22 protein-coding genes are annotated in these 22,521 nt (G+C 68.9%); 9 read left to right on the forward strand and 13 right to left on the reverse strand.

Annotated features, from left to right (window positions below; translation table 11 throughout):
• The first annotated feature begins 135 nt into the window (after positions 1–135).
• On the forward strand, positions 136–909 hold the full coding sequence (locus ASF28_RS23520) for a cold-shock protein (protein WP_056086738.1): 774 nt from the start codon (positions 136–138) through the stop codon (positions 907–909).
• A 112-nt stretch (positions 910–1,021) separates the two neighbouring features.
• Positions 1,022–1,273 (forward strand): hypothetical protein, encoded by a 252-nt coding sequence (locus ASF28_RS01530; protein WP_056086740.1) that lies wholly within the window; start codon positions 1,022–1,024, stop codon positions 1,271–1,273.
• Positions 1,274–1,398: 125 nt separating this feature from the next.
• Here the strand turns inward: ASF28_RS01530 and rpsD are convergent, their stop codons facing one another.
• On the reverse strand, positions 1,399–2,016 hold the full coding sequence (gene rpsD, locus ASF28_RS01535; protein WP_056086744.1) for a 30S ribosomal protein S4: 618 nt from the start codon (positions 2,014–2,016) through the stop codon (positions 1,399–1,401).
• Between the two features lie 221 nt (positions 2,017–2,237).
• Complete coding sequence (murI, locus tag ASF28_RS01540) at positions 2,238–3,116, reverse strand: glutamate racemase (RefSeq protein WP_056086747.1); 879 nt, start codon at positions 3,114–3,116, stop codon at positions 2,238–2,240.
• A 222-nt stretch (positions 3,117–3,338) separates the two neighbouring features.
• Here murI and egtB point away from each other — a divergent pair, with 222 nt between their 5' ends.
• Positions 3,339–4,610 carry an ergothioneine biosynthesis protein EgtB gene (egtB, locus tag ASF28_RS01545; RefSeq protein ID WP_056086750.1) on the forward strand — a complete coding sequence of 424 codons (1,272 nt, stop codon included), beginning with the start codon at positions 3,339–3,341 and terminating at the stop codon, positions 4,608–4,610.
• A 30-nt stretch (positions 4,611–4,640) separates the two neighbouring features.
• A complete protein-coding gene (egtD, locus tag ASF28_RS01550) occupies positions 4,641–5,615 on the forward strand; it encodes an L-histidine N(alpha)-methyltransferase (protein ID WP_056086754.1) in 975 nt (324 codons plus the stop codon).
• 58 nt (positions 5,616–5,673) lie between these two features.
• Here the strand turns inward: egtD and ASF28_RS01555 are convergent, their stop codons facing one another.
• The 4 genes from ASF28_RS01555 to ASF28_RS01570 form a co-directional block, all read right to left on the reverse strand.
• The gene (locus tag ASF28_RS01555) at positions 5,674–5,931 is read right to left on the reverse strand and encodes a hypothetical protein (RefSeq protein WP_056086757.1); all 258 of its coding nucleotides are present in this window, start codon (positions 5,929–5,931) and stop codon (positions 5,674–5,676) included.
• A 193-nt stretch (positions 5,932–6,124) separates the two neighbouring features.
• Positions 6,125–8,590, reverse strand: coding sequence for an ATP-dependent Clp protease ATP-binding subunit ClpA (gene clpA / locus ASF28_RS01560; RefSeq protein ID WP_056086760.1), 2,466 nt, complete (start codon positions 8,588–8,590; stop codon positions 6,125–6,127).
• 24 nt (positions 8,591–8,614) lie between these two features.
• Complete coding sequence (clpS, locus tag ASF28_RS01565; RefSeq protein WP_147711002.1) at positions 8,615–9,046, reverse strand: ATP-dependent Clp protease adapter ClpS; 432 nt, start codon at positions 9,044–9,046, stop codon at positions 8,615–8,617.
• Positions 9,047–9,256: 210 nt separating this feature from the next.
• Positions 9,257–9,610, reverse strand: a complete 354-nt coding sequence (locus ASF28_RS01570; protein WP_056091028.1) for a phasin family protein — start codon at positions 9,608–9,610, stop codon at positions 9,257–9,259.
• Between the two features lie 304 nt (positions 9,611–9,914).
• On the opposite strand from ASF28_RS01570, the gene ASF28_RS01575 reads away from it, so the two are divergent.
• Positions 9,915–11,408 (forward strand): D-alanyl-D-alanine carboxypeptidase, encoded by a 1,494-nt coding sequence (locus ASF28_RS01575; RefSeq protein WP_056086763.1) that lies wholly within the window; start codon positions 9,915–9,917, stop codon positions 11,406–11,408.
• A gap of 129 nt (positions 11,409–11,537) precedes the next feature.
• Here ASF28_RS01575 and ASF28_RS21315 read toward each other — a convergent pair whose 3' ends face one another.
• A complete protein-coding gene (locus tag ASF28_RS21315) occupies positions 11,538–12,077 on the reverse strand; it encodes a J domain-containing protein (RefSeq protein WP_157085266.1) in 540 nt (179 codons plus the stop codon).
• Positions 12,078–12,288: 211 nt separating this feature from the next.
• Positions 12,289–13,425 (reverse strand): S1C family serine protease, encoded by a 1,137-nt coding sequence (locus ASF28_RS01585; RefSeq protein ID WP_056091031.1) that lies wholly within the window; start codon positions 13,423–13,425, stop codon positions 12,289–12,291.
• A 424-nt stretch (positions 13,426–13,849) separates the two neighbouring features.
• Here ASF28_RS01585 and ASF28_RS01590 point away from each other — a divergent pair, with 424 nt between their 5' ends.
• Entirely contained in the window at positions 13,850–14,065 is a 216-nt protein-coding gene (locus tag ASF28_RS01590) for a hypothetical protein (protein WP_056086766.1), read from the forward strand.
• Positions 14,066–14,114: 49 nt separating this feature from the next.
• Here the strand turns inward: ASF28_RS01590 and ASF28_RS01595 are convergent, their stop codons facing one another.
• Together ASF28_RS01595 and galU are read right to left on the reverse strand one after the other, a co-directional pair.
• A complete protein-coding gene (locus tag ASF28_RS01595) occupies positions 14,115–15,047 on the reverse strand; it encodes a DUF817 domain-containing protein (protein WP_056086770.1) in 933 nt (310 codons plus the stop codon).
• 340 nt (positions 15,048–15,387) lie between these two features.
• A complete protein-coding gene (gene galU / locus ASF28_RS01600) occupies positions 15,388–16,254 on the reverse strand; it encodes a UTP--glucose-1-phosphate uridylyltransferase GalU (protein ID WP_056086771.1) in 867 nt (288 codons plus the stop codon).
• Positions 16,255–16,520: 266 nt separating this feature from the next.
• Between galU and galE the strand changes: the two genes are divergently transcribed.
• From galE to ASF28_RS01615, 3 genes are all read left to right on the forward strand, one after another.
• Positions 16,521–17,510, forward strand: a complete 990-nt coding sequence (gene galE / locus ASF28_RS01605) for a UDP-glucose 4-epimerase GalE (RefSeq protein ID WP_056091034.1) — start codon at positions 16,521–16,523, stop codon at positions 17,508–17,510.
• Complete coding sequence (locus tag ASF28_RS01610; RefSeq protein WP_056086774.1) at positions 17,507–18,733, forward strand: lytic murein transglycosylase; 1,227 nt, start codon at positions 17,507–17,509, stop codon at positions 18,731–18,733. Before galE ends, ASF28_RS01610 begins: the two co-directional genes overlap by 4 nt.
• A gap of 103 nt (positions 18,734–18,836) precedes the next feature.
• Positions 18,837–20,204, forward strand: coding sequence for an SGNH/GDSL hydrolase family protein (locus ASF28_RS01615; protein ID WP_082475940.1), 1,368 nt, complete (start codon positions 18,837–18,839; stop codon positions 20,202–20,204).
• 45 nt (positions 20,205–20,249) lie between these two features.
• On the opposite strand, the gene ASF28_RS01620 is transcribed toward ASF28_RS01615, so the two are convergent.
• The 3 genes from ASF28_RS01620 to ASF28_RS21320 form a co-directional block, all read right to left on the reverse strand.
• A complete protein-coding gene (locus ASF28_RS01620) occupies positions 20,250–21,680 on the reverse strand; it encodes a glutamate synthase subunit beta (protein ID WP_056086776.1) in 1,431 nt (476 codons plus the stop codon).
• A 295-nt stretch (positions 21,681–21,975) separates the two neighbouring features.
• Complete coding sequence (locus ASF28_RS01625) at positions 21,976–22,266, reverse strand: BrnA antitoxin family protein (protein WP_056086781.1); 291 nt, start codon at positions 22,264–22,266, stop codon at positions 21,976–21,978.
• Complete coding sequence (locus ASF28_RS21320; RefSeq protein ID WP_082475941.1) at positions 22,226–22,498, reverse strand: BrnT family toxin; 273 nt, start codon at positions 22,496–22,498, stop codon at positions 22,226–22,228. The genes ASF28_RS01625 and ASF28_RS21320 overlap by 41 nt, the downstream gene beginning before the upstream one ends.
• Between the last annotated feature and the right edge of the window lie 23 nt (positions 22,499–22,521).

Genomic DNA, 22,521 nt, shown 5'->3' on the forward strand with positions numbered 1-22,521 from the left:
TTTCAGTCAGGACTAAGGCGTTATTCTTGGTCACCGCTGCCGGGGGTAATGATAGTGCGGAGCGTGGGCTGTCTGGGATGGCGCGCACGCGGTATTCTTAAATGATGGTCGGCGGACGGTTTTTGCGAGCTTTCTATGGGACGTGGTCGTGATTTCAGGGGGCCGCAGAAGCGCGGCTTCGATGAGGGTGGAGCCGAGCCGCGTTGGCCCGATCAGGCTCCGCCGAGCGGCGGTGGCTATGGCGGCGGTTTCGGCGGTGGCGGCGGCTTCGACCGTGCCCCGGCCCGTGCGGCGGCAGCCCCCTCGGGACCGGAGCGCGATGCGACGGTCAAGTGGTTCAACAAGGAGAAGGGCTTCGGTTTCGTCGAGCTGGCTGACGGTTCGGGCGATGCCTTCCTCCACATCCGCGCCGTCGAAGCCGCTGGCCATGCCGACCTCATGCCCGGCACGCGCCTGACGGTTCACACGGCCCAGGGCCAGAAGGGTCCGCAGGTGACGGACGTCACCAGCGTGGATACTTCCACGGCCGAGGCGGCCCCCATGCGCGATGCGCGTCCGCCCCGCACCGGCGGTTTCGCTGGCGGTGACCGCTTCGGCGGCGACCGTGGTGGCTACGGCGCCGGTGCCGGCGGTGGCGATCGCTACGGCAGCGCCGGCGGCGGCGACCGTGGCGGCGGACGCTTCGCCAGTGGCCCCTCGACCGAGATGAGCGGCACCGTGAAGTGGTACGATCCCGCCAAGGGCTTCGGCTTCGTCTCCGTCAACGACGGCGGCAAGGACGTGTTCGTGCATCGCTCCGCCCTGTCGCGCGCCGGCCTCGAGTCCCTCGCCGAGGGTCAGCAGGTCGTTCTCGGCGTCGTCGAGGGCCAGAAGGGCCGCGAGGCCCAGAGCATCAACGTCGACGATTGATTCGAAATTCTGGCCGTCCTTCGGCCACGGTTTCGAACTCAAGGTGAGCGAACGGCGGCCCTCCCGGGGTCGCCGTTTTGCGTTTCGACCTCGAATCCCGTGCGGAGAAACCATGCGGCTCGCATCGCTCAGCCTGATCTGGCTTGCGACCTTCGTCGGTCCGGCCTTTCCCGAAGACTTCACCGGTGTCTATGCGGGCGTGAATGCGGGCTATGGCTTTTCCGGCAAGGACCAATCGAAAGCGGGCTTCGGCCTTCCCGCCCCGGACGATCCCCGCACGTCCGACATGCCCCCGAGTGCGCGGCAGGCGTCGGAGGTTTTGCGGGCACGGAACCTGCGGGACCGCCCCTCCCCTCTTCGATGAGAGAGAACGGTTACACACCGGGGGCGGATCCGCGGGATGCGTGACCCGCGGTGGCCCGTCCCGATCAGCAAAAAGGGCCGCCCCATGGGGCGGCCCTTTTCGACACGACAGCGATCCGATCGGGATCAGCGCGAGTAGAACTCGATCACGAGGTTCGGTTCCATCTGGACGGGGTAGGGCACCTCGCCGAGGTTCGGAATGCGGGTGACGCGGGCCGTCATCTTGGCGTGATCCACCTCAATGTAGTCCGGCACGTCACGCTCGGCGAGCTGGGACGCCACGACGACGATCTCGAGCTGCTTGGAGGAATCCTTGACCTCGATGACGTCGCCGGTCTTCACGAGGTAGCTGGCGATGTTGACCCGCTGACCGTTGACCTTGACGTGGCCGTGGTTGACGAACTGGCGCGCGGCGAACGGGGTCGGCACGAACTTGGCGCGGTAGACGACGGCATCGAGGCGGCGCTCGAGCAGGCCGATCAGGTTCTCGCCCGAATCGCCACGGAGGCGGATCGCCTCGGCGTAGTAGCGGCGGAACTGCTTCTCGGTGATGTTCGCGTAGTAGCCCTTGAGCTTCTGCTTGGCGCGCAGCTGCGTGCCGAAGTCGGACATCTTGCCCTTGCGGCGCTGACCGTGCTGGCCGGGGCCGTATTCGCGGCGATTGACGGGGCTCTTCGGGCGGCCCCAGATGTTCTGGCCCATGCGGCGATCGAGCTTGTGCTTCGCCTGAATGCGTTTTGACATCGCGGTTCCTCTCGCAAAGGAGATCTATCGAGGAACGCGCCCTCCTCTTTCCGGACCGGCCCCAAGGGCCTGACCCGGAACGACAGAGCGGCCGAAGCCGACTCACGGGTGCGCTTGAAAACGTTTCGGGGCCCCTCGTCGGGGCCCCGTCACGTGCGCTTCCCTAGAGCAGGGCGGCGCGCCCGTCAATGCCGAGGCGGCTCACCTCTCCGCAGGCGGCCTCACTGGACACTGAGGGGCATCGCCTCGACGTCGACTGCGGTGAGGCCGCGCACGGCAAGGGAGGTCCGCAGGGCGTTTGTCAGGCCGGCGCCTCCGGTGAAGGCGCCGAGCACGGAGCCTGACGCGTCCTGGGCGGAGCGCTGGACGGTGCCGAGCAACTGCGTCACCCGGCGGGCGATGGCGGGCGCGGGGTCGATCCAGAGAACCGGCCACGGCGCGAGGGCCTGAAAGCGCGGCAGCAGCAGCGGATAATGCGTGCAGGCGAGGCAGACGACATCCGTCCGCCGCCCCTCCGCGCCAATGATGAAGCACGGCGCGATCTCGGCGGCGAGGCGCGCATCGTCCACGGGCGCCCCGGCGAGTTCCGCTTCGGCGAAGCCGGCGAGGTTGGGCGCTCCCACCAGGGTCACGTCACATGCACCCGCATAGGTCTCGATGAGTTCGTGCGTGTAGGCCCGCGCAACGGTGCCGGGCGTGGCGAGCAGGCTGATCCGGCGCGTGCGCGTCGCCTCCGCCGCCGGCTTGATCGGTGGCACGACACCCACGAACGGAATCGCGAAGCGCTGGCGCAGGGCCGGCAGCACCAGGGTCGAGGCGGTGTTGCAGGCGATGACCACGAGGTCCGGCCGGTGGACCGCGACGAGGCGGTCCATCACGGCGAGCACGCGGTCGATGAGCGTCGCTTCCGCAAGGCGGCCATACGGGAAAGCGGCATCGTCGGCTGCGTAGACGTAGGCCGCGTCCGGCCGGGCCCGGCGCACCTGCTCCAGCACCGTGAGGCCGCCGAGTCCGGAATCGAAGACGAGGATCGTCGGAGCCGGATTCACACCCGCCGCCGCAGCGACCGTGGCCGCGCCTGCCATGAGATTGTTCCGCATCCCAACCCGGTCCGACGCCCTGCGAGAGGAGCAAGTGTCGGGTCGCGCCGGTTAAGAGGGTGTGACCGCGGCACGAAAAAGGCGGCCGGATCGGGAGAGGTCCGGGCAACGTCGCCGAGGGGATCGGCGCCGCGGGCGCGACGAACCGTTCGGATGCGTGCCCGTTGCCGAACGGCCCATCGGCCATATCTTCCAGCGTCACAAACACATGGAGAAGCCGGCATGGCAGCGACCGCAGCGTTTCGCGACACCGCCCCTGAGCTGTCCAGGCGCCCGGCTTTCCCGCCGCCGAGCCTCGGTGCCCGGCCGGTCGACCGCGCGGCCTGGATCGCGGCATTTCATCATGTCCGCGACGAGACCGAGCGCCGGGCCGCCCCCCTGTCGCCGGAGGATCAGCAGGTTCAGTCCATGGCGGATGCGAGCCCGACGAAGTGGCACCGCGCCCACACGACATGGTTTTTCGAGCAGTTTCTCCTGCGGGCGCATCTGCCGGGCTACGCCCTCTACGACGAGCGCCTGCACTACCTGTTCAATTCGTACTACGTCGCCGCCGGCCCGCGCCAACCACGCATCCTGCGCGGCCTCATCACCCGACCGACGACCGAGGAAGTGGCCGGCTACCGCGCGCATGTCGATCGCGCCGTCGACGCGCTTTTAACGCAGGCCTCGCCGACGTCCCTCGATACGCTGCTGCCGATCCTCGAGATCGGGCTCTACCACGAGCAGCAGCATCAGGAATTGCTCATCACCGACATCCTGCACGCCTTCGCGCAAAACCCCCTCGGGCCGGCCTACGACGAAGGGTGGCGCTTCCCGTCACCGCAGGTCGCGAGCGGAACGGTGCAGCTCGCCCGGACCATCACCCAGATCGGGCATGGCGGCGAGGGCTTCTCCTTCGACAACGAATCACCCCGCCACGATGTTCTGATCCAGGCCGGCACCCTCGACCGCGACCTCGTGACCAACGCCCAGTGGCTGACCTTCATGACAGACGGCGGCTACACCCGGCCCGAGCTCTGGCTCTCCGACGGCTGGCTCGCCGCCCAAGCCGAGGCTTGGGAGGCACCGGGCTACTGGTGTCGGAAGGACGGTGACTGGGCGACGATGACGCTCGCCGGCATCCGCACCGTCGACCCGTCCCTGCCCGTTACCCACGTGAGCTACTACGAGGCCGATGCCTACGCGCGTTGGGCGGGACGCGATCTGCCGACGGAATTCGAATGGGAGGTCGCAGCCCGCGACGGGCATCTGGCGGATGCCTTCGGCTCCGTCTGGCAATGGACCCGCAGCGCCTACACGGCCTATCCGGGCTACCGGCCCGTGGACGGGGCGCTGGGCGAGTACAACGGCAAGTTCATGTCGAACCAGTTCGTCCTGCGCGGCTCCTCCGTGGCGACGCCCGAGGGCCATGCCCGCGTCGGCTACCGGAACTTCTTCTATCCGCATCAGCGTTGGCAGTTCACGGGCCTGCGCCTGTCCGACACCCGCGCCTAAGCCAGACCCGACGTCCCGGAGATTCCAGCGTTGACCATCAATCCCGTCTTCACCAACGCGAAGCCCCTCGCCGCGCGGGATGCCCGTCAGCAGTTCGAGGACGATGTCGTCGCGGGCCTGTCGGCGCCGCAGAAATTCCTGTCGGCGAAGTACTTCTACGATGCGGCCGGCTCCGACCTGTTCGAGGGAATCACCCGCCAGCCGGAATATTACCCGACCCGGACGGAGCTCGGCATCCTCGATACCAAGGGTGCGGAGATCGCCGCCCACCTGCCGGCACGGGCCAACCTAGTCGAACTCGGCAGCGGCTCGACGGTAAAAGTGCGTCGTCTGCTCGTGCACCGGCCGGATCTCGCCGCCTATGTCCCGGTGGATGTCTCGGAAAGCTTCCTGCACAGCGAAGCCGAAGCCCTGGCCGCCGACTTTCCCAACCTCGCCATCGCCCCCGTGGCGGCGGATTTCACCCGCGCCTTCACCCTGCCGGATGGCCTGTCGCATGATGCCGTCGCGGGCTTCTTTCCCGGCTCGACCATCGGCAATTTCGAGCCGCCCCAGGCGACGCACCTGCTGGCGCATTTCGGCAGGGTGCTCGGACGCGGAGCCAGCCTCATCGTCGGCGTGGATCTCGTGAAGGACCGGTCGGTGCTGGAAGCCGCCTACGACGATGCGGCGGGTGTCACAGCCGCGTTCAACCTTAATCTCCTGGTCCGCATCAGGGGCGAACTCGGCGCGGCCCTCGATGTCGACGGTTTCGCACATCGCGCTTTCTTCAACGCGGACGCCTCCCGCATCGAAATGCACCTGGTGAGCCTGCGCGCGCAGACGATACGCCTCGCGGGCCACGCCTTCGCGTTCAACGAGGGCGAAACCATCCACACCGAGAACAGCTACAAGTACACCCTCGACGGTTTTCGGGCCCTGTCGAGCGAAGCCGGCTGGACGCCCAAGGCCGCCTGGACCGATCCCGACGGCCTGTTCTCGATCCACGCCCTGACGCGCGCCTGAGGCACGCCCGGCCGCCCGCCTTTCTGATCGCCGGCGAGATCGCTTCGAACCGAGGGTCCTAGCTGCGCTTCTCCATCATCGCCTTGACCTGCATGAGCTGGTCCCAGACGAGGCCCGGTGAGGTGCCGAGGGCTTCGAAGCCGGCGTTGATGCCCCAATAGAGACCCACCACCATGATGGGCACGAGGACCCAGCCCAGGAGTTCCTCTCCCCGGTGGCGACGACGGCGGCGGAGCCGTCGCTCCTCCCGACGGGTCGGGGTTGGTTGAACCGGGTGGGAGACGGGCGTGAGGGGGCCCTCATGCAGATCGTTCATTCAGGATGCCCCCGTGTCACTGGCCCGACGCAACCTGTGCGTCGTTTCGGCGAGGCCGAAACCCCAAGGGGCGCTTGCTAACCATCGCGAGGCCGCCTGTCGAGCGTCGGCGGATGGTTCGGCCTCATGTCTTTCCTTCGAATGGCGGGATCGGCGCCTCGCGCGCCGACCCCGCCACCGGGCGACCCTCGGCTCAGGCTTTCACCAGGGGCACCTTGGGCACGGTGCGGACACCCGATCCGCCGCTCCCCGAACCACCGTCCTTGCCGTCCTTCTTGCGCGGCGACACCTTGGCCCGGGTGCGCTTGTGCTTCTTCGCCGCGTTGGTCACGTCCTTCTCCGGCTTCGGCGTCACCGGCCCGGCCGGAAACTCGAACCCCAGGGCCTGCTTCTCGCCCTCCTCCGGAGCCTTCACCACCACCCGCACGGCGCCGCCGTCCTTGAGGCGCCCGAACAGCACCTCGTCGGCGAGCGGCGTCTTGATGGTGGACTGGATCAGGCGTGCCATCGGGCGTGCGCCCATGGCATCGTCGTAGCCGTGCTCCACGAGCCATTCACGTGCCTCGTCGGAGAGCTCGATGGTGACGTTGCGATCGGCGAGCTGGGCCTCGAGCTGGAGGACGAACTTGTCCACCACCTTGGCGACGACCTCTTTCGGCAGGTGGCCGAACGAGATGATCGCGTCGAGCCGGTTGCGGAATTCCGGCGCGAACAGCTTGTTGATCGCCTCGACGTCGTCGCCCGTGCGCTTGGTCTGGGTGAAACCGTAGGCCGACTTCGCCAGATCGGAGGCGCCCGCATTCGTCGTCATGATGATGATCACGTTGCGGAAATCGACCTGCTTGCCGTTGTGGTCGGTGAGTTTGCCGTGATCCATCACCTGCAACAGGATGTTGAACAGGTCCGGGTGGGCCTTCTCGATCTCGTCCAGCAGCAGCACGCAGTGCGGATGCTGGTCGATGCCGTCGGTCAGCAGGCCGCCCTGATCGAAGCCGACATAGCCGGGAGGCGCGCCGATGAGGCGGCTCACCGTGTGGCGCTCCATGTATTCCGACATGTCGAAGCGCAGCATCTCGACGCAGAGGGAAACCGCGAGCTGCTTGGCCGCCTCGGTCTTGCCGACGCCGGTCGGACCGGCGAACAGGTACGAGCCGATGGGCTTGTCGGGATCGCGCAGACCGGCGCGGGCGAGCTTGATCGCCGACGTCAGGGCCTCGATGGCGTTGGGCTGGCCGTAGACGACGCGTTTGAGGCTGTCGGTGAGGTTCCTCAACACCACCGCGTCGTCCTTCGAGACGGTTTTCGGCGGAATGCGCGCCATGGTCGCGATGGTGGCCTCGATCTCCTTGACGCCGATGGTGCGCTTGCGGCGCGCCTCGGGCACCAGCATCTGCGAAGCGCCGGTCTCGTCGATGACGTCGATGGCCTTGTCGGGCAGCTTGCGGTCGTTGATGTAGCGCGCCGAGAGTTCGACGGCCGCCTTCACCGCCTCGACGGTGTACTTGAGCTTGTGGAATTCCTCGAAGTAGGGCTTGAGCCCCTTCACGATCTCGATGGCATCGGGGATCGACGGCTCGTTGACGTCGATCTTCTGGAACCGGCGCACCAGGGCGCGGTCCTTCTCGAAGTACTGCCGGTACTCCTTGTAGGTGGTCGAGCCGATGCAGCGGAGCGACCCGTTGGCCAGCGCGGGCTTCAGCAGATTCGAGGCGTCCATGGCTCCCCCCGAGGTGGCGCCGGCGCCGATCACCGTGTGGATCTCGTCGATGAACAGCACCGCGTTGGGGTGCGCCTCGATCTCCTTCATCACCTGCTTCAGGCGCTCCTCGAAGTCGCCGCGATAGCGGGTGCCGGCCAGCAGCGTGCCCATGTCGAGGGAGAACACCGTGGCGTCGATGAGGACTTCCGGCACCTCCTTGTGGATGATCTTGCGTGCCAGGCCCTCGGCGATGGCGGTCTTGCCGACGCCGGGATCGCCCACCAGCAGGGGATTGTTCTTCTGGCGCCGGCACAGGATCTGGATCGTGCGCTGCACTTCGGTCTCGCGGCCGATGAGCGGATCGATCCGGCCGTCGCGGGCCTTCTTGTTGAGGTTGATGCAGTAGGCCTCGAGGGCATCGCCCTTCTTCTTCGGCCGCGCGTCGTTGTCCTCGCCGCTCGGCCGCTCGGCCGCGGACTCCTCTTCGGCGCCGCGCACGGGCTTCGGCTCCGAAGCACCCGGCCGTTTGGCGATGCCGTGGCTGATGTAATTGACCGCGTCGTAGCGGGTCATGTCCTGCTCCTGCAGAAAGTAGGCGGCGTGGCTCTCGCGCTCGGCGAAGATCGCCACGAGCACGTTCGCCCCCGTCACCTCCTCGCGGCCCGAGGACTGCACGTGGATCACCGCACGCTGGATCACCCGCTGGAAGCCGGCCGTGGGCTTGGCATCCTGCCGGCCATCCCCGATGAGGTTGGCGAGTTCGGTGTCGACGTACTCGACGAGGCTGCGCTTGAGGGTATCGACCTCGACGTTGCAGGCCCGCATCACCGCGGCGGCGTCCTGATCGTCCACCAGGGCGAGGAGAAGATGCTCCAGCGTCGCGTATTCGTGCCGCCGCTCACCGGCGAGCGCCAGGGCGCGGTGGAGAGCTTGTTCTAGGCTGCGAGAGAAGCTGGGCAAAGCGTGGCCTCTGTGTGGGGGTGCCTATTTCTTTTCCATAACGCACTGGAGAGGATGTTGGTGTTTGCGGGCGAAGTCCATCACCTGCGTCACCTTGGTCTCGGCGACTTCATAGGTAAATATGCCGCATTCGCCGACACCGTTCTGGTGCACGTGCATCATGATCTGGTAAGCGTCTTCTTGGGACTTGTTGAAGAACTTCTCCACGACGTGAACGACGAATTCCATCGGCGTGTAGTCGTCATTGAGAAGCAGCACGCGATACAGGCTCGGGCGCTTGGTCTTCGGCTTGGTCCGGGTGATGATCGCCGTGCCGGACCGGCCATCGTCGCCGTTACCCGGATCCTCCGGGTTCGCTGCCGCCCGGGGCGGCCCCCGATGCGGTTCGCCGCTCGCGGCACGGAAAGCGTCCCGCGCGGGTGTCGTGGCTGTGCCCTTCAGCAGGACGTCGGACATCTGAATCGTATCGACCCCATGAGGCGGCACTGTGCTCGCGAAACGGCCTGTGTCGCGAACCATGCGGGCCGTGAGAGCAATCTATAGGGCGAGGGGCGACTTCGCCAGTCGGCTGCGCGCACTTGTCCGCCGGACCGCCGCGCACGAACGAAGAAGCCCCGCACGTCGATGACGCGCGGGGCTGCGAACCGATGGGTCGGGACGGGTGAATCAGACGGTGGCGGGCAGCTTCGCGCCGGTGCCCTGGGGCTTCATCGTGGTGGCGAGGCCGCTGTAGAGATCGCGCATGGTCTGGGTCTGTGCGACCAGGCGCTCGTAGGAGCCCTTCAGATAGGCGGCCTGGATTTCGAAGGCCGCCTGCGGGGTGCGCGCGGCGGCGAGCTTCTTCATGGTAGCCGTACCCTCGGCGAAGGACTGGCGGGCGAAATCCGTCCACTCGATCCCGGCGGTCTGGTTCGTCTTCGCCACGGCCGTGACGCCCTTCATCACGGTACCGAGGCCGGTCTGGCCCTGGGTGCCCGCCTCGTAGAGGGCGGAGGTCTTCTCGAAGGCTTGCGTCATCATGTTCATCGTCGGCTCTGCCCCTGCGGGCATCCCTGGCGTCGAGATCGATCTGCCGCGGAGGGCGGCCCGCCGTGCGCGGATCGCCGGCCCCCTCGTTTGTGCGATGCAACATAGAACGTCAAGTCCGATGATGCGTCGCAACATCATCGGCAAAATCCGCTGCACCCCATTAACCCCGCCGTAACTGCACCCCCCTAGCCTGATTGACAGATGTTGCGGGGTCACGGCGGCGCTGACGCCTCCCCGTCCTGATGTTGCGTTGCAAGCCGGCCCTTCGCCGTGCTTGCCGAGGCGGTGAGTCGTGATGCGTAGCGTTCCCAACCCTGCGATGGCCTGCCCCGCGCGACTGTCCCGCCCGGGGACCACGCGCTCCCTGCCGGCCCTGATCGCGGCGGCGGTGGTTCTCACCGCCATGGCGTCCCCCGCCGAGGCCAAGCGCCATCACCGCCGCGGCGGCGGCGGTTACAGCCCGCCCTACGCGGCGATGGTCATCGACGTGAAGACGGGCAAGACTCTGCACGCGGTCAACGAGGACTCCCTGCGCCACCCGGCCTCCATCACCAAGGTGATGACGCTCTACATGCTGTTCGAGCAGCTCGAGCGTGGCCGCTACACCCTCGAATCGCCCCTCACCATCTCCTCCTTCGCCGCGTCGCAATCGCCGTCGAAGCTCGGTCTGCGCCCGGGTTCGACCATCTCCGTCGAGGATGCGATCAAGGCCATCGTGACGAAGTCGGCCAACGACGTCGCCTGCGCCATCGGCGAGAACATCTCCGGCTCTGAGCCGCGCTTCGCCGAGGCGATGACCGCGAAGGCGAAGGCCCTCGGCATGAGCCGGACGAACTACGCCAACGCGTCGGGCCTGCCGGATTCCGATCAGATCACCACGGCCCGCGACCTCACGGTGCTGGCCCGCGCCATCCAGGACCGGTTCCCGCGCTACTACCGCTACTTCCAGACCCGCTCCTTCGCGTTCCGCGGCCGGGTCATCGGCAACCACAACCGCCTGCTCGGCAACGTCCAGGGCGTCGACGGGATCAAGACCGGCTACACCCGCGATTCCGGCTTCAACCTGATGACCGCGGCCAAGCTCGACGACCGCCAGATCGTCGCCATCGTGCTCGGCGGCAAGTCCGGGGCGAGCCGCGACAAGATCATGGCCGACCTCGTGCGGGCCAACCTGCCGCGGGCCTATGCCGGCAACCGCCAGACGCCCGCGACCGTCGAGGTCGCCGAGCGCGCCCGGCCGGCCGTGGTCGCCGACGGCGCGTCCCGCACCCGCACCCAGGTCGCCTCGGCCGACGACGAGGACGTCGAGACCACGGCGTCCACGGCCCGGGAGCCCCTCGACATCTCTCCGAACCGGGCGACCACGACCCCCGGCTCCGCCGGTGCCCGGGGGCGCCTGCCCGCCGCCGCGCAGGCCTATGCCCCGGTCGCCCCCGCCTCCCCGTTCCCCACAGCCGTCAAGAGCCCGGCCCGCCTCGCCTCCGTCGACGGGCCGCGCACGGAATCCGCGCCCAAGACGGTCTCGGGCGCCAAGGTGACGCCCACCGCCTGGGTGATCCAGCTCGGCGCCATGGACGACGAGGACAAGGCGAAGTCCATGCTGGCCGAAGCCCGCACCCGCGCCGGCGGCTCCCTGTCGCGGGCCGCGCCCTACACGGTGAAGGTCGAGCACGGCGGCGCCACCCTCTACCGCGCCCGCTTCTCCGGCTTCTCCGAGCAGGATACGGCGCAGGACGCCTGCAACGCCCTGAAGCGCAGCGGCTTCAGCTGCTTCGCCACCCGCAGCTGATTTCTTCGGACGGCCGGTCCCGCGTGGACCGGTTCTCGCCCCGTGCGGCGCATCACAGCGGCGTGCGCAAAACCGGCCCCTTGCCGGTGGACAACCCTCGAAAAATCCCCCTGGCACGCGCGTGGAGTCTCAGCGATGTCGGTTCGTCAGCCTGTCCCGGGCCGCGTTGACGCGCGCCGCCTGCTCGGCCGTCCCCCCCTGGTCGGGGTGGAGCCGCTTCATCAGCGTTCGGTGCGCGAGGCGGACGTCCACCAGGGACGCCCCGCGCTCAAGCCCCAGGATCTCATAAGCCTGCTCCTGCGTCATCGCCCCTGGGTCCGCCGGGCGGCGCGTCCCCGGGTCGGCATCAGCCTGAGCGTGTTCACGCCCGCCGGGGTTCCGGCGGTGGAGATCCGCCTGTAGGCGGGTCCACCCCCGGACCCGGTCCGACAGGACCCGCCAGCGGCGGCGCAGGCCGCCCTCGCCTTCGAGGAGCCACAGGCCGGCGAGGACCAGGATCACCCCGAGCTCGGGGCGGCCCCGCACCAGCACCAGCCCGGCCGCCGCGAGGACGAGGGTACCGCCGGTCCGCCGCAGCAGCCGGGCCGCTCCGGCCGGCGACCGGCGCAGGGCGTTGCGGCCGAGCCACCACAGCAGCAGCAGCCCGAAACCGGCCAGCAACAGGGTCATCGCGCGCCGCCAAACCCGGCGCGCACCCGGTCCGCGATGCGCCGGCGCGGGCCGGATGCGCCGCGAAAACGCGCCGGTCCACGCCCCCATGGAACGGAGCGGGCGCCGCGTCCGCGCCGGTCCGGCGGGGCGACGGGCATCGCCGGGGATCGCGGGTCAGATCGCATCGGTGGATCTTTCGTATCGGTGAAACCGGGACCGTCCGGGCCGCTCACCGCCGAACCTCGGCGACGTCGGCCGTGGTCACGCGGACCCGACGGGTGCGTCCGTCCCGCACCACCGTCAGGTTTACGGTAGCATCGATGCCGGCCGCCGCCATGGCCGCCGTGAGGTCGGCGAGGCGGCGGACGGGCTGGTCCCCGACCGCCACGATGACGTCGCCGAGGGCACCCGTCTGCGGATCGACGCCGCGCAGTCCCGCCGCCGCGGCCGGCGAGCCGCGGATCACGCGCACCACCACGACCCCGTCGATGCCGAGGCGGGCGGCGATGGATTCCTGGCCGGCGATGATGCCGATGCCGGGATTGCGGGTGCGGCCGTTGCGGATGAGTTCGGGCACCACGCGGTTGACCACGTCGACGGGGATCGCGAACCCGATGCCGGCGCTCGCCCCCGAGGGCGAGAAAATCGCCGTGTTGACCCCGATGAGGCGCCCGGCGGAATCGAGGAGCGGACCACCGGAATTGCCGGGGTTGATCGCCGCATCGGTCTGGATGACGCCCGAGAGTTCGCGGCCCTCGGCCGTCGGCAGGCGGCGCTGGAGGGCGCTGACCACGCCCGTGGTCAGGCTATGGTCGAGGCCGAACGGATTACCGATGGCGTAGGTGGTCTGGCCGACCTTGAGATCGGCCGAGGTGCCGATGGCCAGGGGCGGCGGCGCGGTCGTGCGTCCGAGCTGGAGGACGGCGAGGTCGTAGCTCGGCGCCGTCCCGACGATGCGGGCCGTCACCACGGAACCGGACGAGAGCCGCACCGAGATGGAGCCGCCCCCCTGCGCCGCGGCGGCCACCACGTGGTTGTTCGTCACGATGTGGCCGGCCGCATCCCAGACGAAGCCGGTGCCCGTCTGCGAACCGCGGCCTTCCTGCTCGCCCCCCTCGTCGGATTCGACGCCCAGGAGGGCGCGGCCCTGCGCCGCCGCCTGCGCGAAGACGTGGACGACGGAGGGGCTCGCCCGGGCGAACAGGGCGACGGTGGAGGCTTCCGCCGGCGCGAGATCGCCCCGGGCCGTGATCGCGCGCGGCGTCCGGGCCGCGAACAGGACGGCCGTCACGTAGGGCTGCGCCACGAACAGGGCGAGCAGGATCAGGGCCGCGCCCACCGCGATCCGCACGAACCGATCCGCCATCGCCATCCTCTTCGCGGTACTGGGAAAACCCATTTGTTGCACTGCCGCATTAACCGCTCGGTGACGCTTCTGCCGTCAACTCACGTCAAGGGCCGGAACGGCCCGGGTGTGACAGCACACCGTTCAATCTCAACGCCGCAGCTACATCCTGCCTATAGGGCGAACCACAGGAAGACCCGTAACCCGACAGAGCCGTATCGCCCAAGTAGCACCGGCCAGAACGATGATCCGTCATCGCCCTGACCCTGCGCCGGAACGGACGCCATCTGCACAATTGCGTCCGAAACGACCGCAAAGCCGCCCCAGAGATGCTGCCATTCCCCACCATCGTCCGCAGCGGCCGTTCAGGTTCATCCGTTTAAAACGGATGGACCGGACAGCCGGCATCGTGGGGATCGACCCTCCCGATCAAGGAACAGGAACCATGGAAACCGAAGCCCTCGAACGTCCCGCCGACCTGACCATCTGGCGGACCGCCCCCGTCCCGGCCCCCCTCGCCCAACCCGAGCGTTACGACACCCTGCGCGAGGCCATCAAGGCCGCCGCCGGTGCTCTCACGGACCCGGCCAAGCAGCCGTGGATCATCACCGAGGAAGGCGAAATCCTGTCCCCGAACTGGATCCGCACCTACCTGAACTGAGACGACCCGCCTCGAGTGAGGTGACCTGCCTCGACTGAGGTAACCTGCCCTAACTGAACGACTTGATCTCAGACGTCCTCCCGGCCCCCTCCGCGGGCCGGTCCTCCCCGCGAGCCGACCGCCGGAACTCCCGCGGCCGGCTCACGAGGGTGACGAGGACGTAGGACACGATCATCAGCAAGTACCACGATCCGAATTTCCCCCACGACACCGCCGACCAGCCGGCCTGCTGATGGGGGTAGAGCCAGATGCGGCTCGCGGTCCCGATGTTCTCGGCGATCCAGATGAACAGGGCCACGAGCACGAAGCCGACGACGAGCGGCATCCGGCGATGGACCCGCCAGACCTTGAAGTGGACGAAGGTCCGCCCGAACAGCACGCAGGACAGGGCCATCAGGACCCAGCGCAGGTCCCATGCGAAGTGGTGGGTGAAGAAGTTGAGATAGATCGCCCCGGCCAGCGGCAGGGTCAGCCACAGGGGCGGATGGCGGATGAACCGGAAATCGAACAGCCGCCACACCCGGGCGATGTAGGAGCCGATGCTCGCATACATGAACCCGGTGAAGAGCGGGACACCGGCGAGGCGCAGGACGCTCGCCTCCGGATAGACCCACGATCCGACACCGGTCTTGAACACCTCCATGACCGTCCCGACCGCGTGGTAGAGGGCGATGACCTTCGCTTCCTCCCAGGTTTCCATCCGCGCCAGGAGCAGGACGACCTGGATCGCGACCGCCGCCAGGGTGAGGGCGTCGTAGCGGCTCAAGGGGGCATCCTTGGGGTAAAAGAGATAGCTCGCGATCAGGAGGGCGCAGATCAGGCCGCCGAACAGGCAGGCCCAGGCCTGCTTCACGCCGAATCGCAGGAATTCGTAGAGGCCGGCGACGAAGGGACCGCGCGCGAGGGCCCAGGCGCCGAGCCGTGCATCGACCGCGATGAACCGGGCGAGGGGCGGCCAGAGGCGCGCGGCACTGTCTTCCATCGCCCCCTCGAAACCGGATCTTCCACGCAACGCCGCACGGGATCGCAGCGTGGACGATTCGTCCCGTGGCGGTCGCGCGTCAAGCTCCGCGGGACGGCTCGGACGAGCGATACGATGGTGCGGGATCGCCGACCCGTTCCCAGAAAAAAAGGCCGCTCCGAAGAGCGGCCCGAAGTCTAGGGAGGAAACGCCCAAAAAGGGCTGCCGAACCGCGACGCCATCGCGATCCCGCAATGCACAAAGTAGAGTGCAGCGCACAAAACGCAAGAGGGTCCGAGGGCGGCCCCGCGCTTTTCCCGTGATCCGCGCGGGGCGTTGCCGAATTGTCCCCTGGGCGGGCTCAGCCTTCGGCGAGGAGCCGGGCGATCTCGGCCCGCAGGGGGCCGCCGAGGTCCTCGCGCTCCAGGGCGTAGGCGATGTTCGCCGTGAGGAAGCCGAGCTTCGAACCCGTGTCGTAGGTCCGTCCCTCGTAGCGCATGCCGAAGAAGTCCTGGGTCCGAGCGAGCTTGATCATCGCGTCGGTGAGCTGGATCTCGCCGCCGGCGCCCTTCTCGCCATGCGAGAGCACCTCGAAGATTTCCGGCTGCAGGATGTAGCGGCCCGAGATGATGAAGTTCGACGGGGCGGTGCCGGCTTTCGGCTTCTCCACCATGCCGTTGATCTCGAAGGTCTGGCCGAACGTCTCGCCGACGCCGACGATTCCGTACTGGTGGGTCTCCTCGGGCTTCACCTCCTCGACGGCGATGACGTTGCCGCCGTGGCGCTCGTAGGCCGACAGCATCTGCTGCATGCAGCCGCGGCTCAGCATATCGGGCAGCAGCACGGCGAACGGCTCGTCGCCGACGATCTCGCGGGCGCACCAGACGGCGTGGCCGAGGCCCAGCGGCTCCTGCTGGCGGGTGAAGCTGGTCTGTCCGGCGGCCGGAAGGTCGCGCTTGAGCTCCTCGTAGGCCGCCTGCTTGCCGCGCTCCTGCAGCATCCGGTCGAGTTCGAACGCGATGTCGAAATGGTCCTCGATCACCGCCTTGCCGCGGCCCGTGACGAAGATGAAATGCTCGATGCCGGCCTCCCGCGCCTCATCGACGACGTGCTGCACCACGGGCCGATCCACGACGGTGAGCATTTCCTTCGGCACCGCCTTGGTCGCCGGCAGGAAGCGGGTCCCGAGGCCCGCGACGGGAAGGACGGCCTTGCGAATCGGTTTCATCTAGCGGGACCCGGTATCGAGTGTGGTGGGACGAGCCTCGAAGGCGCCATACGATAGAGCATCGGCCGGAACGGTGGGAACCGGCCTGCGGACACGCCGATGCCGAACCGAGGATCGGGCGTATCGGATCGGGTCCGATGCGCCCACATCCCAAGAACGGTCGAAGAACGTTCGAAGACCGGTCGAACAGCGTGGCCGTCGAACGGCATAACCCATGAGCGGGTTTTGCGATATATCGATACCGTAAGCTCCGGGAGGTGATGGTCATGGCTGTTCTGGTGACGGGTGGAGCGGGCTATATCGGCAGCCACATGGTGCTCGCCCTGCTCGATGCGGGGCATGACAGCATCGTGGTCCTCGACGATCTCTCGACTGGCTTCGACTGGGCCCTGCCGCCCGAGGTGACCCTGGTCATCGGCGATGTCGCCGACCAGGCCCTGGTCGCCCGCGTCATCCGTGAGCACGGTGTCGACGCCCTGGCCCACTTCGCCGCGCGCATCGTGGTGCCGGATTCCGTGGCCGACCCCCTGGGCTACTACCTCGCCAACACGGTGAAGACCCGCGTCCTCCTCGAGACGGCGGTGCGCGAGGGCGTGAAGCACGTGATCTTCTCGTCAACGGCGGCGGTCTACGGCGAGCCGGACGTCGTCCCCGTACCCGAAGACCTGCTGCCCTCCCCCATCAACCCCTACGGCCGCTCGAAGCTCATGAGCGAGTGGATGATCGCCGACGCCGCCCGGGCACACGGCTTCACCTACGTGATCCTGCGCTACTTCAACGTGGCCGGCGCCGACCCGCGCGGCCGCACCGGGCAATCGACCCCCAACGCCACCCACCTCATCAAGGTCGCGACCCAGGCGGCCCTGGGCCACCGCAGCCATCTCGACGTCTACGGGACCGACTACCCGACCCCGGACGGCTCGTGCCTGCGCGACTACATCCAGGTCTCCGACCTGGCCGAGGCGCACCGCGTGGCCCTGGACCACCTGCGCTCGGGCGGCGAGAGCCTGACGATGAATTGCGGCTACGGCCAGGGCTACTCCGTCCTCGAGGTGATCGAGGTGGTCAAGCGCGTCTCGGGCCGGGACTTCGAGGTCCGGCTGTGTCCGCGCCGGGCCGGCGACCCGGCGCAGATCGTCGCCCGGGCCGACCGCATCCGGGGTCTCGGCTGGACCCCGCGCCACGCCGACCTCGACGGCATCGTCGCCCAGGCGCTGGCCTGGGAAGATGCCCTGACGAAGCGCAACCGCACGTGAGGGTTCGGACCGCGCGCCTCGTCCGGACCCTCGTCTCCGCCCTCGTCCTCGCCGGCGTCCCCGGCGCCGGACGGGCTCAACCCGCACCCGGACCGAAGGCCCCGGCCGCCGCGGGCCTGCGTCCCTTCATCGACGCGCTGCGCCCCGATGCGCAGTCCCGGGGCGTCTCCGACGCGACCTTCGCGGCGGCCTTCGCCGGCGTGACCACGGCCGATCCCGATGTCCTGGCGCGCACGAAGCGCCAGGGCGAGTTCGCCCGGCCGGTCTGGGAGTATCTCGTCGGTGCGGTCTCCCCCGGCCGCATCGCCCGGGGACAGGCGCAGGCGGCACGCCTCGCCACGACCCTCGCGGCCATCGAGGTGCGCTTCGGCGTGCCGCGCTGGATCGTCCTGGCGTTCTGGGGGGTCGAATCCGATTTCGGCGTCAGCGCCGGCACGGTGCCGACGGTCCGGGCCCTCGCGACCCTGGCGCAGGCCGGTTTTCGCGGCACCCTGTTCCGGGACGAACTCCTGGCGGCCCTGACGATCCTGGAACGCGGCGACATCGCACCATCCGGCATGAAGGGCTCATGGGCCGGGGCGATGGGACAGGTGCAGTTCCTGCCCTCGAGCTTCCTCGCCCATGCCGTCGATTTCGACGGGGACGGCCACCGCGACATCTGGGGCTCGCAGGCAGATGCCCTGGCCTCCATCGCGAGCTATCTCAAGGCGCTCGGCTGGAACCCCGCTCTGTCCTGGGGCTATGCCGTGACCCTGCCCCCGGACTTCGACCTGACCGCGTACCGGGCCGACCTGTCGGACTTCGCCCGCCGGGGCGTGCGGCGGACGGACGGGGCGTCCCTGCCCGCCTCGGGCAACGCGAGCCTGTTCCTGCCCGGGGGGCTCGGCGGGCCCGCCTTCCTCATCACCGACAATTTCGAGGTGGTCCGCGCCTACAACACGTCCGATTCCTACGCCCTCGCCGTCGGTCACCTCGCCGACCGCCTCGCCGGTGGACCGCCCCTGGCCGCCCCCTGGCCGAGCGCCGCCGAACGCCTCGACAAAACCGGCCTCCAGGCCCTGCAGACGGGTCTCGCCGGCCGCAGGCTCTATGCCGGCGAGGCCGATGGCCGGGCCGGACCGAAGCTGCGGGAGGCCGTGCGCCGCTACCAGATCGAGCAGGGCCTGCCGGCGGACGGCTACGCGACCCCGGCCCTCCTGGCGCATCTCAAGGGACGGTCGTGAGGCGACGAGCGGCGGCCCTTAGACCCGCGCCCCGGCATGGACTAGGATGCGGACAGTCCGGCCCGTCCGGCCCTCGAACAAGGCTCTCCATGCGAGGCTCCCCATGATGGTGCCGACACCGCGCGCGGCCTGGTCCGTCCTCGCCGGCCTCGTCCTCGTCCTCGGCGCGGCGCCCCCCGCCGCGGCGCAGTGGGGTGATTCCTACGACGCCCCGCGGGGGGGATACGACGCCCCCCGGCGCCGGACCCGGGAGTACTATCGCGACGACGGCAATGCCGGCGCCCGCCAGGCCGCCCGGCGCTACGCGCCCGCGCCGCAGGAGGCGCCCCGTCAGTTCTACTGGCCGTGGGAGGACCGGCCGCAGCAGGCCCAGCCGGCGCCGACGCCGACGTTGCGGCCGACGCCCCGGCCGCGCACGCCGGCCTATGCCGACGATCCCCGCGCGGTCCGGCGCAAGCCGCGCCCGGCCCCCGTCGTCGCCCAGCCGAGACCCGTGGTTCCGAAGGCCGAGCCCACCACCCGGATCGCGGTCTTCGGCGATTCCCTGGCCGCCTCGCTCGGTGCCGGCCTCGGCGACGTGTTCGAGGAGAACACCACCGTCGGGGTGATCGACCGCTCGCGCGCCGACAGCGGCCTCGTGCGCAGGGACCTGGTCGATTGGCCCAAGGCCGCCGAGGACTACCTCAAGACCACCCCGAAGGTCGCCTACGCCCTGGTCATGGTCGGTGCCAACGACCGCCAGCCGATCCGGGACGGCGATCAGACCGTCGAGCCCCTGAGCGAGCGCTGGCGCCAGCTCTACGGCGAGCGCGTCGAGGCCCTGGTGAAGGTCTTCGTGGATCAGAAGATCCCCCTGGTCTGGGTCGGCGTGCCGCCCATGCGCAGCGAGTCCCTCACCAAGGATCTCGCCGAGATCAACGACATCGCCCGCGAGCGCGTCGCCAAGGCGGGCCAGACCTACGTCGATATCTGGCCGGGCTTCGTCGACGACCGCAACCGCTACGCCGCGACGGGGCCGGACCTCGACGGCCAGGAGGCGAAGCTCAGGGCCGGCGACGGCGTGCACTTCACCAAGGCCGGCGCGCGCAAGCTCGCGCATTTCGCCGATGTCGAACTGAAGCGGATGATGGGGACGGGTTCGACGGCGGTGCCCCCGGCGGCGGCCGTGGCCACCGCCCCCGTGGACGGCGAGGCGCCGCGCCTCGACGACGCCGCCGCCATCGACCGCCAGATCACCGCCATGCTGCCGAGCCTGCCCGAACCGCCCGGCATCCCGGCCCTGCCGGTCAAGCCGGCGGCCGGACCGGTGGTGCCGCTGGGGCGGGCCGAGATCGCCCCCGGCGGCGCGCTCATGAGCGGGCGCCCCCGCGACGCCGATCCCTCGGGCAACGTCGAGCGGGCGCTCCTGAGGGGCGCCGCGCCCGTCACCCAGCCCGGCCGGGCCGACGATTTCCGCTGGCCGCCGGGCTGACCCCGGCGGCATCGATCACGGGGGTCCGGCGGACGCCCGTGATCGCTACCGCGGTAGGACGCTCGCGCCCATGAGCGCCTCGTCGATGGAACGGGCCGCCTGCCGGCCCTCGCGGATCGCCCAGACCACGAGGGACTGGCCCCGGCGCATGTCGCCGGCGACGTAGATCTTCTCGTTCGAGGTCCGGTAATCGACGGTGTTGGCGGTGACGTTGCCGCGCTTGTCCATGGTCACGCCGGATTCCTCCAGCAGGCCCTTGCGGACGGAGCCGGCGAAGCCGATGGCGAGGAAGACGAGGTCGGCCGGCAGCACGAACTCGCCGCCGGGGACGGGCTGGCGCTTCTCGTCGACGCGGGTGCAGACCACGCCCGTGAGCTTGCCCTTCTTGCCCTCGAGACGCAGGGTCGCCGCCTGGAACTCGCGCTCGGCGCCCTCGGCCTGGCTCGACGAGGTCCGCATCTTCGTCGGCCAGTACGGCCAGACCGAGAGCTTGTCCTCGCGCTCCGGCGGACGCGGGCGGATGTCGAGCTGGGTCACCGACAGGGCGCCCTGGCGGAACGAGGTGCCGACGCAGTCGGACGCCGTGTCGCCGCCGCCGATGACGACGACGTTCTTGGCCGTGGCGAGGATCGGCAGCTCGCCGTTGCCCGGCATCGGCTCGGCGCCGACCCGGCGGTTCGACTGGACCAGGAACGGCATGGCGTAGTGCACGCCGACGAGGTCCTGCCCCGGCAGTTGCGGGTTGCGCGGGTCCTCGGCGCCGCCGGAAAACAGCACGGCGTCGTGCTCGGCGGTGAGTTCGTCCAGGGACTTCGTCACCCCGACATTGACGCCGTAGTGGAAGCGGACGCCCTCGGCCTCCATCTGCTTCACGCGCCGGTCGATGTGGCGCTTCTCCATCTTGAAGTCGGGGATGCCGTAGCGCAGCAGGCCGCCGGCCTTGGGCTCGCGCTCGAAGACGTGGACCTCGTGGCCTACGCGGGCGAGCTGCTGCGCCGCCGCCATGCCGGCCGGACCGGAGCCGATGACCGCCACCTTCTTGCCGGTGCGGTGCGACGCCGGCTCGGGCTTCACCCAGCCGTTGTTCCAGGCCCGATCCGCGATGGCCTGCTCGATGGTCTTGATGGCCACCGGCTGGTTCTCGAGGTTCAGCGTGCACGCCTCCTCGCACGGCGCAGGGCAGATCCGGCCGGTGAACTCGGGAAAATTGTTGGTGGAGTGCAGGTTGCGCGCCGCCTCCTCCCAGTCCGACTGGAAGACGAGCTCGTTCCAGTCGGGGATCTGGTTGTGGACCGGGCAGCCGGTGTCGCCGTGGCAGAACGGGATGCCGCAATCCATGCAGCGCGCCGCCTGCTTCTTCAGGTCATGCTCGTCCAGCGGCAGCGTGAACTCGCGGAAATGCCGCACGCGGTCGGCCGCGAGCTGATACTTCTGCTCCTGCCGGTCGAATTCGAGAAAACCCGTGACCTTGCCCATGACCTTATGCCCCACTCACCCCAAGCGCTCCGCACGAAGCGGAGACCGATTCTTTTCCCGCGAGCGCGCTCGCTATGGTCTCGCCCGGTCTGGCTCCTGCCAGACGTAGGGCTCCGGCAACGAGTCCTCGATCACGGGCCACGTCTCATCAAGCGCTCCAAGGCTCGACAGGACGGCGAGGAGCGTCGCGGGTGCCGCAGGCCGACAAGGACGCTCGATCACGATCGTCATGCCTTCGCGTAACACCGGATCGCCACATTCCATCCGTTCGCGTGTCCTTGCGTCGCCACCTTCGTCAAATCCGCTCAGGATGTTCGGCCATCCATTCCTTCAATGCGGATTCGATCCTGATCTGCCAGTCGGCACCGCCTGCCCGGAACGGTTCGGTGATCTCCCGAGGAAGAATAACTTCCTCGGTCACCCCAAGCCGTTTGCCCCGTCGAACGAGGCGTTCTCCGATATGATGGTCTGCCTGTTCGAACCACTCACCGTCGAGTTCCGGCGCATCGTCCGGGTCCCACCCGATGTCGTCGGGTGCCAGCGGCTCATGGGAGTGAGCCACCGTAGCGCGCTTGCTCTCGCTCATTGGCTTTCCTCAAGCTGATGATACGCCGTGTCCCGTGCCGTTCCGTCCAGACCACGACGACCATTCGATCATCGAGGCATCCTACCGTGATGTAGCGCCGTTCCCCATACGGCGTCCTATCGTCAACTTTGGTGGCATGCGGTCCGAGGAAAACCTCGCCGCACCGGGCAAAATCGAGACCGCGTTCTGCCAGCGTCCGGTCGCGCTTTCCCGGATCAAACGTGATCCGCATCCGGGAAAGCGCGCGCTGGCAAA

It is taken from the genome of Methylobacterium sp. Leaf99 (assembly GCF_001422375.1).
GTDB lineage: Bacteria > Pseudomonadota > Alphaproteobacteria > Rhizobiales > Beijerinckiaceae > Methylobacterium.